The sequence below is a fragment of the Chitinophaga sp. HK235 genome, assembly GCF_018255755.1.
Lineage (GTDB): Bacteria > Bacteroidota > Bacteroidia > Chitinophagales > Chitinophagaceae > Chitinophaga.
Map to the genome: position 1 here is coordinate 3040212 of NZ_CP073766.1, position 14912 is coordinate 3055123.

General features: G+C 47.1%; 14 protein-coding genes. 8 read left to right on the top strand and 6 right to left on the bottom strand.

All coding sequences use genetic code 11. The features are described 5' to 3' along the window. Positions 1-105 precede the first annotated feature (105 nt). From KD145_RS10525 to groES, 5 genes are all read right to left on the bottom strand, one after another. Positions 106-1533: an L-serine ammonia-lyase gene (locus KD145_RS10525; protein WP_212005847.1), complete on the bottom strand. Its 1428-nt coding sequence runs from the start codon at positions 1531-1533 to the stop codon at positions 106-108. 164 nt (positions 1534-1697) lie between these two features. Beyond that, positions 1698-2177 (bottom strand): FKBP-type peptidyl-prolyl cis-trans isomerase, encoded by a 480-nt coding sequence (locus KD145_RS10530; protein WP_212005848.1) that lies wholly within the window; start codon positions 2175-2177, stop codon positions 1698-1700. Positions 2178-2215: 38 nt separating this feature from the next. Further along, on the bottom strand, positions 2216-2698 hold the full coding sequence (locus tag KD145_RS10535) for an FKBP-type peptidyl-prolyl cis-trans isomerase (protein WP_212005849.1): 483 nt from the start codon (positions 2696-2698) through the stop codon (positions 2216-2218). Positions 2699-2841: 143 nt separating this feature from the next. Continuing rightward, positions 2842-4479: a chaperonin GroEL gene (gene groL, locus KD145_RS10540; RefSeq protein WP_113617946.1), complete on the bottom strand. Its 1638-nt coding sequence runs from the start codon at positions 4477-4479 to the stop codon at positions 2842-2844. Between the two features lie 50 nt (positions 4480-4529). Beyond that, positions 4530-4811: a co-chaperone GroES gene (groES, locus tag KD145_RS10545; protein ID WP_113617945.1), complete on the bottom strand. Its 282-nt coding sequence runs from the start codon at positions 4809-4811 to the stop codon at positions 4530-4532. Positions 4812-5132: 321 nt separating this feature from the next. On the opposite strand from groES, the gene nusB reads away from it, so the two are divergent. From nusB to KD145_RS10570, 5 genes are all read left to right on the top strand, one after another. After that, complete coding sequence (gene nusB / locus KD145_RS10550; RefSeq protein WP_212005850.1) at positions 5133-6062, top strand: transcription antitermination factor NusB; 930 nt, start codon at positions 5133-5135, stop codon at positions 6060-6062. Between the two features lie 36 nt (positions 6063-6098). Continuing rightward, positions 6099-6548, top strand: coding sequence for a DUF1573 domain-containing protein (locus tag KD145_RS10555; protein WP_212005851.1), 450 nt, complete (start codon positions 6099-6101; stop codon positions 6546-6548). Positions 6549-6584: 36 nt separating this feature from the next. Further along, positions 6585-6929: a preprotein translocase subunit YajC gene (gene yajC, locus KD145_RS10560; protein ID WP_249219789.1), complete on the top strand. Its 345-nt coding sequence runs from the start codon at positions 6585-6587 to the stop codon at positions 6927-6929. Positions 6930-7022: 93 nt separating this feature from the next. Continuing rightward, positions 7023-7622: a dephospho-CoA kinase gene (gene coaE / locus KD145_RS10565; protein ID WP_212005852.1), complete on the top strand. Its 600-nt coding sequence runs from the start codon at positions 7023-7025 to the stop codon at positions 7620-7622. 70 nt (positions 7623-7692) lie between these two features. Beyond that, entirely contained in the window at positions 7693-7992 is a 300-nt protein-coding gene (locus KD145_RS10570; protein ID WP_212005853.1) for an iron-sulfur cluster assembly accessory protein, read from the top strand. A 120-nt stretch (positions 7993-8112) separates the two neighbouring features. Here KD145_RS10570 and secDF read toward each other — a convergent pair whose 3' ends face one another. Beyond that, complete coding sequence (gene secDF, locus KD145_RS10575) at positions 8113-11277, bottom strand: protein translocase subunit SecDF (protein ID WP_212005854.1); 3165 nt, start codon at positions 11275-11277, stop codon at positions 8113-8115. 216 nt (positions 11278-11493) lie between these two features. Here secDF and KD145_RS10580 point away from each other — a divergent pair, with 216 nt between their 5' ends. The 3 genes from KD145_RS10580 to KD145_RS10590 all read left to right on the top strand — a co-directional run bounded on the left by KD145_RS10580 (position 11494) and on the right by KD145_RS10590 (position 14833). Continuing rightward, entirely contained in the window at positions 11494-12708 is a 1215-nt protein-coding gene (locus KD145_RS10580; protein WP_212005855.1) for a serine hydrolase, read from the top strand. A 26-nt stretch (positions 12709-12734) separates the two neighbouring features. After that, a complete protein-coding gene (locus KD145_RS10585) occupies positions 12735-13460 on the top strand; it encodes a DUF4397 domain-containing protein (RefSeq protein ID WP_212005856.1) in 726 nt (241 codons plus the stop codon). A 179-nt stretch (positions 13461-13639) separates the two neighbouring features. Next, positions 13640-14833 (top strand): pyridoxal phosphate-dependent aminotransferase, encoded by a 1194-nt coding sequence (locus KD145_RS10590; RefSeq protein WP_249219790.1) that lies wholly within the window; start codon positions 13640-13642, stop codon positions 14831-14833. Positions 14834-14912: the final 79 nt, after the last annotated feature.

A 14912-nucleotide genomic window follows, 5' to 3' on the forward strand; every position in this document is an offset into this window, starting at 1 on the left:
GCGGTACTGAGCGCAGAACGAAAATATGTTTCTTTTGTAATATAATCATATTTAAATCTATGCTCAGTACCACAGGTATGGTATATCCGTGAAGTGTCTATGACATTAGCATTCACTCAGACTGATAGGAATGTTTACTGCGAGGCCACCATCCGAGGTCTCCTTGTATTTGGAGTTCATGTCCAGTGCGGTTTCCCACATGGTTTTTACGACTGCGTCGAGAGAAACCTTTGCCAGCTCAGGATTACTCTGCAGGGCCAGCTGGGAGGCCGTGATGGCCTTGATGGCGCCCATGGTGTTTCTTTCGATGCAGGGTATCTGCACCAGTCCGCCGATAGGGTCGCAGGTAAGGCCCAGGTGGTGTTCCATGGCTATTTCCGCGGCCATAAGCACCTGGCGCTGGGAACCACCAAGGCATTCTGTCAGGGCAGCAGCGGCCATGGCAGAGGAGACGCCTATTTCGGCCTGACATCCACCCATCGCAGCAGAGATGGTAGAACGTTTTTTGAAGATACTGCCTATTTCGGAGGCAGTGAGCAGGAACTGGATGATTTTGTCGTCATGCAGCCCATCGCAGAAAGCGATAAAATACTGCAGTACGGCGGGTATTACGCCTGCGGCACCGTTGGTGGGTGCTGTTACTACGCGGCCGAAGGAAGCATTTTCTTCATTCACGGCGAGGGCGAAACAGCTTACCCAGTCGAGTGTGTAGGTGAAATGGGCGCCACCGGCACGGATGGCTTCTATCCAGGAGTTATAGTCGGTGTAAGTGCGGCCTTTCAGCAGCTTTTTATTGAGTGCGGCGGCTCGGCGGGCCACTTTCAGGCCACCGGGCAGTTCACCGGTAGTATGACATCCACGGTAAGTACATTCCTGCATTACACGCCAGATGTTGAGCACACCGCTGCGGGTTTCTGCTTCCGGCCTCCAGGCCAGTTCATTTTCCATAACGAGCTCAGAGATGCTAAAGCCGGTTTTGATGCACCATTGCAGCAGCTGACGAGCTGTATCGATCGGGAAAGGCAGATCTACGGAAGTGGTGCCACCTCCGATCTCTCCTTCCTGTACCACAAAACCGCCGCCGATAGAATAATAGGTGGCAGCGCGTTTGTCGCCGTCAGCGAAGGATACCAGAAATACCAGTGCATTCGGATGGAAAGGCAGAGATTCTTCAAAGAGGAATTCAATATCTTCCACCGGATCGAAGTCTATTTCAAATTTCCCTGCCAGCATCATTTTACGGGTGCGGCGCAGGTCATCTATTTTACTGTTGATTTTGCTGACATCGAAGGTAACGGGATCATCTCCACAGAGCCCGAGCAAAACAGCTATGTCGGTACCGTGACCATGGCCTGTTTTAGCGAGAGAGCCATATAACAGTACCTGTAAACCGGTAACCGCAGCTAGTTTGCCGTCGGCTTCCAGATCGCGCAGGAAACGTTGTGCGGCCCTCCAGGGGCCTAAAGTATGAGAGCTGGACGGACCAATGCCAATCTTAAAAATGTCAAATACGGAAATACATTCGTGTGCCACTACATTATTGATTTACCTGTAAAAGTAGGCCATTTTGGGATTTGGATATTTAGTAATGCAGATATTTAACGATTTACATTATTCCGACATGGCCGCGCGTACATAAAAAAAGCAGCGGTGGCCTGAGGCTCCGCTGCTCCTACTTATATATTGATAATAGATAACTATTTTTTGACAAAGTCTTTCAATGTCACATCAAACACCAATACTGTATTGGGCGGAATACCAGGTCTACCACCTCGTCCGTAGGCATAATAGGACGGGAGAAATAACTGAATACGGCCACCTTTTCCAATCAATGGTATACCTATCTGCCAGCCAAAGATAACACCATTCAGGTCGAAGCTGATATTGTCATTGCTGTCGAAAGATTTGCCATCCAGGAAGGTACCGGCGTATTTTACGGTCACATTGCTGGTGATGGTAGGTTTGCTGGCCACAACACCACTGTCGATGATTTTGTAAAAAATACTGCGTGGATCGTGAGAGGCAGTAATATTGTTGGCCTTCAGGTAATTGACAATCAGGACACTGTCTTTATCAAACTGAGCGTTCGGATCGAATGTGTCGGTATTGTTGTCGTTTTTGGAACAGGCGGTCAGCAGCGCGATACACGCCCCGACCAGTAATAAAACTTTCTTCATTCAGTGACTTTGGATTTTTATGGTCATACAATAAGTGACTATCTGATATCTACCAGTTCCACATCAGAGATGAGGATAGCATTGGGAGGGATGATGTCTGGTACGCCCATGGAGCCAAAAGCGAGGAAAGGCGGGATATACATCCTTATTCTACCTCCTTTGGATATTTTCCGCAGGCCTAGCTGCCAGCCGGGAATATGATTTTTCAGCGCCCGGTTGTTGAAGTTGGTTACATCAAAAGAGGCATCTACAGTGGTGCCATCAATAAGTTGATTGGTATAGTTTACGGAAACAATGGAGTTGTCCCTGACAAAATGGATACTGTCACCGGGTGTTATGATCTTATAGTACAGGCCGAAGGAATCGCGGATAGCAACCTCGTTGTGGGCAAAGAGATAGCGCTGTATGGTGGCATCTACCATTGCCATCGGAGCCATGCTTTGGTCTTCTGTTTTTTTGGAACAGGAAAAAAGCAGTAATACAGGCAGACAGGCTATTATTATTCTGAGCAATAGCTTCATTCAGTGTTATTTAATTTAAGTCTGTGGGGTACCAGTGTAACGGTATACAGGCAATAAAGTTACAACCGGCAGACCATACAAGATAAAAAAAACTCCTACAGGAAAGCCTGCAGGAGTTTTTTTCTTTATGGTAATAAGACTGATTAGTAGTCCATGCCCATACCGTGTCCACCGCCTGGCATAGCAGGAGCAGCAGATTTAGGTTCTGGTTTGTCAGCGATTACGCATTCAGTAGTCAGCAGCATACCAGCGATGGATGCAGCGTTTTCGAGGGCAATGCGGCTAACTTTAGTTGGGTCGATAACACCCGCAGCCAGCATTTTTTCGTAAACTTCGGTACGAGCGTTGAAACCGAAATCACCTTTACCTTCTTTTACTTTCTGTACTACGATAGAACCTTCGATACCAGCGTTAGCAGTGATCTGGCGCAGCGGCTCTTCCACAGCGCGTTTAACGATCTGGATACCAGTTTGTTCGTCGTCGTTTTCGCCTTTCAGTTTTTCCAGGGATTCGATAGCGCGGATGTAAGCCACACCACCACCAGGAACGATACCTTCTTCAACGGCAGCGCGGGTAGCGTGTAATGCGTCGTCTACGCGATCTTTTTTCTCTTTCATTTCCACTTCGGTAGCAGCACCTACGTACAGTACAGCAACACCGCCGCTCAGTTTAGCCAGGCGTTCCTGCAGTTTTTCGCGGTCGTAGTCGGAAGTAGTTACTTCGATCTGCGCTTTGATCTGACCGATACGGCCCTGGATGTCTTTTTTCTGACCTTTACCACCTACAACGGTAGTGTTGTCTTTATCGATAGTGATGGATTCTGCTTTACCCAGGTAAGTGAGGTCAGCATTTTCCAGTTTGTAACCTTGTTCTTCGCTGATAACGATACCACCGGTGAGGGTAGCGATATCCTGCAGCATGTCTTTTCTTCTGTCGCCGAAGCCAGGAGCTTTAACTGCAGCTACTTTCAGGGTACCACGCAGTTTGTTTACCACCAGGGTAGCCAGTGCTTCACCTTCCAGATCTTCGGAGATGATTACCAGTGGAGCGCCCTGTTGAGCAACTTTTTCCAGGATGTGCAGGATGTCCTTCATGGTGCTGATCTTTTTATCGTAGATCAGGATGTAAGGGTTCTGCAGTTCAGCCTGCATTTTTTCGCTATTGGTGATGAAGTATGGAGACAGGTAACCGCGGTCGAACTGCATACCTTCTACTACTTCAACAGTAGTGTCGGTACCTTTAGCTTCTTCTACAGTGATAACGCCGTCTTTGGTAACTTTTTTCATTGCTTCAGCAATCAGTTTACCGATTTCGGAGTCATTGTTGGCAGAGATGGAAGCAACCTGTTCGATTTTTTTGTTGTCGTTACCAACTTTTTCAGATTGTTTTTTCAGGTTTTCGATAACGGCTTTAACCGCTTTATCGATACCGCGTTTCAGGTCCATTGGGTTTGCACCTGCAGCTACGTTTTTCAGACCTTCGCCAATGATAGCCTGAGCCAGAACGGTAGCAGTAGTAGTACCGTCACCTGCCAGGTCAGCAGTTTTGGAAGCTACTTCTTTTACCATCTGGGCGCCCATGTTTTCGATAGGATCTTCCAGTTCGATTTCTTTAGCAACGGTTACACCATCTTTAGTGACACCAGGAGCACCGAATTTTTTCTCGATAACAACGTTACGGCCTTTAGGTCCGAGGGTTACTTTTACCGCGTCAGCCAGGGTATCCACACCCTTTTTCATTCTGTTGCGGGCATCTATATTGAAGAATAATTGTTTTGCCATAATTCTTAGCGTATTTTAAAAATTTTGTTTACGATAACAACCTACTGTAATTAAACGATTGCCAGGATATCAGACTCTCTCATGATCAGGAAGTCTTCGCCGTCGATAGGCAGTTCCTGTCCGGAGTATTTACCATACAGTACAGTATCACCTACTTTAACAGTGATCGGCTCATCTTTTTTACCAGGACCGGCGGCCACCACGGTGCCTCTTACAGGTTTTTCTTTTGCAGTATCCGGGATAATGATACCACCTGCGGTTTTCTCTTCTGCGGCTGCAGGTTTAACAATTACCCTGTCAGCTAAAGGTTTAATACTTAATTTCTTAGCCATAGTAGTTTTTATTTAAAGAAAGTAGTTGATTTTAGAATGCTGTTCGCCCACGAGAATTATGCCAATAGGCGTTTATCGTCAAATTTGGCAGATTGCGAATGTACTGCAGGCTTTTATTACTGACAAATCATGACAAGCAACAGGAAAAAATGACAGTTCATTTAAATATTTGAAAATTTCATTATCTAATTATGACAGGCGGTCTTCATCGCTTTGGTAATTCTCTCAAAACCAATTGTGAAATATCAACCCAATAACCCTTCATCAAATGTCAGATTTTTTGTCTAGTTTTGCGCCCTTATACCAGTTCTTTTTTATACGATGATCAGTAGAAGAAATATCCGGGTAAAAGTGATGCAAACACTTTACGCCCTGGAAACGATGGAGCAAAGTAACATCAAGCCGGGCACGGCCACCAGACTTCTGAACGAAAAGCTGGACCAGACGTGTCAGATCTTTACGTATCTGCTTTATACAGTAGTGCAGGTAGGACAATATGCGGAAACCGATGCACAGACCCGTGCTTCCAAACACTTACCCTCTGCCGAGGACCTGCAGGTGAACACCAAGATTGCAGGAAACGAATTCATTTATCAGATTAAAAATGACAGAGGTTTTCAGGTAAACCTGGAACAATGGAAAATCCGTCCGTTGACCGATAATGACCTGATCAGAAAACTTTATAATATACTGGTAGCTTCAGACACCTACAAAGCCTACATTGCGGACGAAAACCGCACCAAAGCTGGTGAAAAGGAAATGCTGGAATATATCTATAAGGAAATACTGGCCAAAAACGAGCTGTTCATCCAGCACATGGAAGATACTTTCCTTCACTGGAGCGATGATGAAGAAATGATGACCATCCTGATCGGCAACTATTTCAACAAACCGCATCTGTTCAACTTCCTCCAGCTGATCAGCAAGGAAAAACTGGACTACGCGAGAGAACTGCTGCTGACCGTGATCGACAAAAAGGAATACTGCCTGGAGCTGATCAAACCAAAGCTGCAGAACTGGGATCCGGAACGTATCGCCGCCGTAGACATGCTGCTGATGGAAATGGGGGTTTGTGAATTCCTCTACTTCCCCACTATCCCTACCAAGGTGACCATCAATGAATACATTGACCTCGCCAAGGCTTACAGCACTCCTCAAAGCGGACAGTTTATCAACGGTATCCTCGACAATATCCTGAAAGACCTGGAAAAAGAAGAGCTGGTACAAAAACAGGACCGTCCAAAAAAGTAAGTGGAAAGCAGTATTTTTAAGCAAAACAACATTTTTATGAAAACACTGCTCTTTTTCCTTACCTGTGGCACCCTTTTATTGGCTGCCTGCAACAATAACCAACCGGCAAAAAGCAGCAATGCTGCTGGTCAATCATCCGCCATCAGCAACCCAGCTGATGCGGGTAAAGCTACAGATCTTACTTTTGAAGAAAAGGTGCATAACTTTGGGGACATTACCCAGGGTGAAAAAGTGGAATATTCCTTTAAGTTTAAAAACACCGGCACCCGGGACCTGATTATCGAGGATGCAATCTCCAGTTGCGGCTGTACCGTACCGGAATGGCCCAAACAACCAATCAAACCGGGAGAATCAGGTTTTATGAAGGTAATATTCGACAGTCATGGGAAATCCGGCTATACCGAAAAAGAAATATCCATCAAAACCAACCGGGAAGGTGGTTATCAGGTAGGCCCTAAGATCCAGTGTAATATCATAACTAAATAAGCGCTGAACTAGGCAAACTCTTAAATCAATTTATAGATGAACATCACGAACATTTTACTGATGGGACCGGCACAAGGTGGTGCACAAGGCGGTAGCCCAATGGTTTCTATCCTGTTTTTTGGCGGTATGATCCTGGTTATGTGGCTCTTTATGATCCGTCCTCAAACCAAAAAAGCCAAACTCCAGAAACAATTCATAGACAACCTCAAAGAGGGCGACAAAATTGTTACGATCGCCGGTATTCATGGTAAAGTGAAAAAAATAAACGATAACAATACCATTCTGATTGAAGTAGCCCCAGGCACCAACTTCACCATCGAACGTTCTGCTATCAGCATGGAATACACTTCCGCTCAGCAGAAACCGAACGAAACCAAATAATACAGACCACACTGTATATAAAAGATCCCGGCCATTACGTCCGGGATTTTTTATATACTTAGGTTTTAATTGTTGAATCAAGTACCCGGATTTATGTTAAAGGTAGGAATCACCGGTGGTATCGGTTCCGGTAAAAGCACCGTCAGCAGAATATTTGAATTACTCGGCGTCCCTGTGTATTATGCAGATGACCGTGCCAAAGACATCCTGGTAAGGGACCAGGAGCTGGCAGAAGCCGTGCGCACGCACTTCGGCAAGGAAGTATATGACGATAACGGTGCCCTTAACCGCAAATACCTGGGCAACATCGTTTTCAACGACAAAAACAAACTCGCCCTGCTCAACTCCCTGGTACACCCCGCCACTATCCGGGATTCCAATATCTGGGCCAGCCAGCAAACCACCCCTTACGTACTCAAGGAAGCCGCCCTCCTCTTTGAAACCGAGTCTTTCCATCACCTCGACAAAATCATCGGCGTATACGCCCCTCAGCCCCTGCGCATACTCCGTGTCATCAAACGCGATAAGGTTACCCGGGATGAAGTACTGGCACGGATGCATAAACAAATCGACGAAAGGATCAAAATGCGTTTGTGCGACTACGTTATCCATAACGACGAACAACAGCTGGTCATCCCACAGGTACTGGCCCTTCACGAAACCCTGCTTCAACTGGCAGCTACCACTGTCTGAGGTTACCTTCCGGATACCACTCCTCCCCGATCCTGCGTCATTTCCCTACCTTTGCGGAAAATAAAGGATTATGGCCACTGGATTTACTGCCCCCGTACAACTGACCAACAATGCTGCCGCTGTACTGAAAAAACTGCTACAGGGGGATGTGGAAGCGCCCTATCTGCGCATCGGCATAAAAGGCGGGGGATGTTCCGGCATGTCGTTCATGCTGGGATTTGATGCCCGCCATGAAGATGACGACCTCTTCGATATCGATGGTATTCCTGTGATCATCAAAAAAGCCCATGGCATGTACCTCGTAGGCATGGAAGTGGATTACCAGGACAATACCGGCGCCAGCGGATTTGTATTCAACAAATCACTTTAATTCTCCCCACACTCCTTTACCATTCCCCTCCTCCCGGCATTACTGTTACATTTAACCGCATAAAAAAGGGGCTGACCAGTGGTCAGCCCCTATCAAACATATTCTTCAGCTATCCCTTACTTATTTTTCAGCAGGTGTTGCTTTTTTAGTAGTAACAGCGATAGCATCGCCTTCGTTGGACAGCTGGTTTTTCTTGTCGAAGTCTACCAGTACTGGTGCAGCTACGAAGATAGAAGAGTAAGTACCGGTGAGTACACCTATCAGCATAGCGAAGGCGAAACCGCGGGTTACTTCACCACCAAAGATGAACAACACCAGGATGGTCAGGAACACAGTCAGAGACGTCATGATGGTACGGCTCAGGGTATCGTTGATCGCTTTGTTGATCACAGTATCCCTGTCTTTACCATGAGCACCGGTTCTGAAGTATTCACGGATCCTGTCGAATACGATCACGGTATCGTTCATGGAGAAACCGATCACGGTCAGGATTGCAGCGATAAAGTGCTGGTCGATTTCCAGGGTGAAAGGAACGATGTCCTTAAACCAGGAGAACACAGCCAGGGTGAGCAATACGTCGTGCAGCAGGGAGAAGATAGTACCGATAGAGTACTGCCATTTGCTGAAACGGATCAGGATATACACGAAGATCACCAGGATAGACAGTACGGTAGCTTTTACCGCTCCGGCGCGCAGGTCATCGGAGATGGTAGGCGACACTGTCTGGGAACCAATTACGTAGCGGGTGTTGAACACATCCTGTGTAACGGAAGCTTCGTAGTAAGGCTTCAGACCGTGGTACAGTTTGGTGATAACTTCCTGATCAACCGCCAGACTCTGCTGCTCAATTTTATAAGCAGTAGTGATGTTCAGCTGGTTGGTGTTACCAATAGTTTTTACAAATACTTCGCTTTCAAATTCTTTCTTCAGCACGTCAGCTACTTCCTGTCTGTTCATCGGTTTTTCGAAGCGAACAGTGAAGCTGCGACCACCGGAGAAGTCGATACCGTGGTCGAAACCATGGAAGAAGGAAGACACACCCGCAACCATTACGACAGCGGAGATGATGTAAGCATATTTACGTTTACCAACGAAGTCGAAGGCAGCGTGTTTAAATACTTTGCGGGAAATAGGCGTAAAGTATTCGAAGTGTCTCTTTTTGTTGGTCCACCAGTCGGTTACCATACGGGATACTAGGATACCGCAGAACAGGGACAGGAGCAAGCCGATGATCTGGGTGGTGGCGAAGCCGAGTACAGGACCTAAACCGAAGTAGAACAGGATAAATGCAGTGAGCAGGGAAGTAACGTGACCGTCGAGTACAGGAGCATAAGAGCGTTTGTAACCGAGGGAGATCGCGTCAGGGTAAGACTTGCCATGCGTGAGTTCGTCCTTGATCCTTTCGAAGATGATTACGTTGGTGTCCACAGCCATACCGATGGTCAGTACCAGACCTGCGATACCAGCCATGGTGAGGGTAGCACCCAGGGATGCCAGGATACCGAAGGTAAACAGCAGGTTGAGGACCAGAGCGATATTAGCTACCCAGCCGGCGCTGTTGTAGTACACCAGCATGAGTACGAAGATGATCACGAAGGAGATCATGAAAGATTTACCACCAGCGGCGATAGATTCAGCACCGAGGGTAGGTCCTACGATCTGTTCCTGTACGATGCGTGCAGGGGCAGGCATTTTACCGGATTTCAGGATATTGGCCAGGTCATTCGCTTCTTCGATGGTAAAGCTACCACTGATAGAAGAACGGCCACCGGCGATTTCACCCTGGATAGACGGAGCAGAGTAAACGATATTATCGAGTACTACAGCTACGAAGTTCAGTGTAGAAGGATCTTTCGGGTTGGAAGGAGCCAGTTCACCGGTCAGTTTTTTCCACTCATGGGCACCGATGTTGTCCATGGTCATGCTGATTTCCGGCTGGTTGTTCTGGTCCATGTCCTGGCGTGCGTCTACGATCCTTTCGCCACCTACACGGGGAGCAGGGTTCGCAGGGTTTACCTTCAGCACGTATACAGACAGCGGGCCGTATTTGTCTTCCTTGTTTTCAGGACCGAAAGCGAATACCGCATCTTTAGGCAGGATGGCCTGAACAGCAGGCATTTGCAGGTACTGACGGAAGGTGGCAGTATCTTTAGGCAGGATACGACCGATGGAAGGGCTGGGGATCAGCGTTCCGGACTGCGGGTCGATCATTGGGAACAGTACAGTGAACAGCGGATTTTGTTTGCGTTGTTCATTGAGGAGTTCTTCTTTGTTTGCTTTACTGCTGTCTTTTACGGTTTTGCCGGTATCTTTTTTAGCCAGGTAGTCGCTCAGTTTACCTTCCTTGGTGGTATCAGCAGGGTTGGCAGCGGCAGTGGCATTAGTAGTGTCAGGAGTAGCTGGTTTTGCAGCAGCGCCACCGTGTGCGTTCCTGATGGCTTCGTTCATTGGATTCAGCACATTCTGGAAGAAGTCTGGGCTGTTTTTGTAAACTTCCCTGAATTCCAGGTTGGCGGTAGCCTGCAGGTATTTGCGTACGCGTTCTGCATTGTCAACGCCGGCCAGTTCCACGGAGATCAGACCTTTATTCTCGTCCAGGCTGATATTGGGCTGGGCCACACCGAATTTGTCGATACGTTTTTGCAGTACGATGTAGGTGTTTTTGATGGCAGCACGGGATTCTTTACGAATCATGTCCAGCACCTGCTGGTTGGAGGAATTAAAGTTGATATCTTTCTGGTAGGCGTTAGCGAAGATAGTTGCCAGACGGCCCTGAGGAGCCACTTCAGCGTAAGTTTGCCCGAACAAAGTAACAAAATCAGCCTGGTTAGTCTTTTTGCGTTCTTCAGCCAGGTCCAGCGCTTTGTTAAAAGCGGGATCCTTGGACTGTCCGGAAAGGGCGCGGATCACATCTTCCACACTCACTTCCAGCACTACGTTCATACCACCTACGAGGTCGAGGCCGAGATTCAACTCTTTTTCTTTGGCCTTGTTGTAGGTAACGTACCATGGAAACCCGGCAATCTGTTTATTGCTGGTGCTGTCCACGATCTCTTGTCTTCTTTGTTTAATGAATCCTTTCAGCGTGTCTGAGTAAAACGCCTGCAGTTCTTTACTTGCAGGGTATTTCTGCTCAGGGGTAGGGAATTGTTTGGAGACATCGGTCTCAGCCTTCTGCTCGATCTTCTTCTCATAGTTCCGCACCAAAAACGTGAAGGACAGTTGATACAAAGAGATAAGGATCAGTGCGATGGCAAAAAATCTTACCAGTCCTTTTAGTTGCATGTTGTTTGTTTCGGGTTTATAATAAAAAATTTTTAAGAGTTGCAAAGATAGAATTTAAATTGATATATTAAAGCCCTTGTTAAAAGAGGCGCAAAATCAATATGTGATTGACTTTACGGGCTTGGTGACACCCTTTTTTTCTAAATCTGCGATCCTGGTTTTTTACTGTTTTTAAGAATATATCTTTGCTTTACACTCAGTAATACCGACAAATATATGCAAACCCAACATTATCCGACAAGAGATAATTTCCTTTTGGCTTTGCTGAAAAGTCAGAAAGGCCCTGTGGCCAAGGTATTCAGGGATGCTACCGGTCACCGGCTGCAGATTCTTTACACCCGTATAGACCGGGATGAGCTGCAAAGGCCGCATTTTACTGATTTCCACTATGGTATAGGCCAGCCATGTTATTGTTATCCGGCATCTACGGTCAAGCTCCCTGCGGCACTGCTGGCACTGGAAAAGCTGAACGATCTCCGTATCCCGGGGCTGGACCGTCATACGGCCATGTTCACCCGGCCGTTGCCAGGGATTAATCCCGGAGTGCTGCACGACTATTCTGCAGCAGGCAAGCTACCATCGATATCTCATTATATCAAAAAAATTTTTTTGGTCAGCGACAACGACGCCTTTAACAGGCTGTATGAATTTATAGGTCAGGAGCCCTTTAACAGGCGTCTGTGGGAGCTGGGATATACCGGCACAGAGATACGGCACCGGGTAGGTCTCCCCCTTCACATAGCGGCCAATATGCATACCAACGGTGTCTATTTCCAGACTGAGAAGAAGTTGCTGTACGATCAGCCCGATATGGTAAGCAGTCTCCGCTTTACTCCGCGTCACGACCTCGCCGGTGAACAGCATATCAACCATCAAGGGAAAGTGGAAAAAAGCCCTATGGACTTCTCCCACCGCAACAGATTACCGCTGGCCGAGCTTCACTGCATGATGCAGCAGTTATTTTTTCCGGAAACTGTAACAAATCCTCTCAAGCTCCGTTTAACGGATAATGATTACAGTTTTTTGTATCGTTGTATGTCCCAATACCCTGGAGAATCAACAGATCCGGTGTATGACCCGGGGCAGTATCATCCGGCATATGTGAAATTTCTGCTTTTTGGCGGACAACGTACAGCACATATACCCGACCATATCAGAATTTTCAACAAACCGGGATGGGCCTACGGTTTTTTGACAGATACGGCGTATATAGCGGACTATGCCAATCATGTGGAGTTCCTGCTCTCTGTTAGCCTTCTGGTGAACAAAAACGGGATTCTGGGAGATGACCAGCAATCATTTGAAGAAACAGGTAAACCTTTTCTGAAGGCCATCGGTGAACTGATATATGAAGAAGAATTACAACGAAAAAAAATGAATCAACCAGACCTGAGCCGCTTCAGGAAACATAGTGGAACACAAATTTTATAAAAAACATACTAAAAAACTGAGAGCTAATGCTGATCAAAAAAAATCGCATATGGGCGGTAGCTGCCCTGCTAGGAGGAGTAATCGGATTTTCATCCTGCCTGAAACAGAACGATGTCACTCCTCCACGGATGAATTACACCGCTGCTATCATTAACGGCGCTTACCTTCCCTCCAGCCTGGACATCTTCAACAACAACGGCAAGATGAATACAGGTCCTTACAAAACCGGCAGTTCCGCTCCATTCCAGGATCAGCCCGGTGTACACACCTTCTCCTTCCGGAGAACCAACGGTATCGGACTGGACTCTGTAACTCAGCAATTTGACTCCACCAAGTTCTACACCATCATCACCTATAACGATGCCGCTAAAAACTTTGTGGCCAGGTACCAGGAGGAAAGTTTCGCCGGCCTGTCCAACAGCAAGGTGAACTTCCGCTTCCTTAACCTCAGTCCCAATGTAGGTCCGGTAGACCTGTACATCAACAAGAAAAAGGTTGCCAGCAATCAGGCATTCGCGCCAAGCGCCCCCTGGAATGCTGATGATCCGTATAGTGGTATGGTGGAATATTATGTTACCCTGCCCGGAGAAACCACTCCGTTGGTAAAAGGTACTTCCCGCCAGGATGCCGGCGCTACACAAGTACCTTTCCAGGCCGGATATGCTTATACCATTTACCTGGCCGGCGCCAAAGACAGCACCGGTGACAACAAACTGCAGCTGTATTATCTGTCACATACTTCCAGCTACTAACATTTTCATACCATAAAACAGAAAGGCAAAGGAGCGAAGACCCGGGTGGTCTTCGCTCCTTTGTTTGATCCCTGGCCATTTTCCTGTCCCCCGCACTCCTCCATGACTTTACGGGAACACTGTTACTGCTTTTCTAGTTTTTTTATGTAGGTTTGTTGCGGTCAATCCAATGATTAGATATGAATCAATTAGCAGAAAGGCTGTCACGGATTTCCGAGCCGCAAACAATTAAAATGGCCAAATTAGGCCGAGAGCTGAAAGCACAGGGGATAGATATCGTAGACCTGAGTATTGGAGAACCTGATTTTGACACACCGGAACATATCCGGGAAGCCGCCAAAAAGGCCATTGATGAAGGGTTTACGCACTATACACCTGTAGCCGGTTATGCCGAAGTACGACAAGCCGTGGTGCACAAACTGAAACGTGATAACGGGCTTGACTATACGCCGGAGCAGATTGTTGTTACCACCGGTGCCAAACAAAGCCTGGCCAACGCTGTACTGAGCATTGTGAATCCCGGTGATGAGGTAATTATCCCAACGCCTTACTGGGTGACCTATTCCGAGCAGGTAGCCCTGTGCCAGGGTGTGGTTGTATTTGTGCCCTGCAGTATTGAGAACAATTACAAAATCACGCCGGAACAACTGGAAGCGGCCATCACGCCTAAATCCAGGCTGTTTATGTTCTCCTCCCCCTGCAACCCTACCGGTTCTGTATATTCAAAAGAAGAACTGGAAGGACTGGCAGCCGTATTTGCCAGACATCCGCAGATCTTTATCATCTCCGATGAGATTTATGAATATATCAACTACGTTGGCAAACATGAAAGTATTGCACAGTTCGGCGACCTGAAAAACCGTACTATCGTCATCAATGGCCTCAGTAAAGGTTTTGCCATGACCGGCTGGCGTCTTGGCTATCTGGCTGCTCCCCTGGAAATAGCCAAAGCCTGTGATAAAATACAGGCCCAGTTTACTTCCGCCACCTGCTCTATTACACAGCGTGCCGCCATCACCGCCCTTACCGGTGACCTGAGCACCGCAGAAGCCATGGTAGCTGAATTCAAAAAACGACGCGCCTTCATACATGAAGCACTGAAAAATATCCCGGGCATGAAAGTGAATGACCCCGAAGGAGCCTTCTACATGTTCCCTGATATCAGTGCCTTCTTCAATAAATCTTATGAAGATACCCATATCAAAAATGCAGATGACCTCTGCATGTACCTCCTGCACAAAGCAAATGTGTCTGTGGTGACTGGTTCCGCTTTCCAGCAGCCGGACTGCATTCGCCTCTCCTATGCCACCACCATGGCTAACCTGGAGAAAGGCGCTGCCAGGATAAAAGAATGGTTGGGCAAATTGAAATAATTACGGATTACGAATTACGGATTGAGTGAATCATTGCCACTTCAATTCGTAATTCGTAATCATAACAAATTTATTTTAT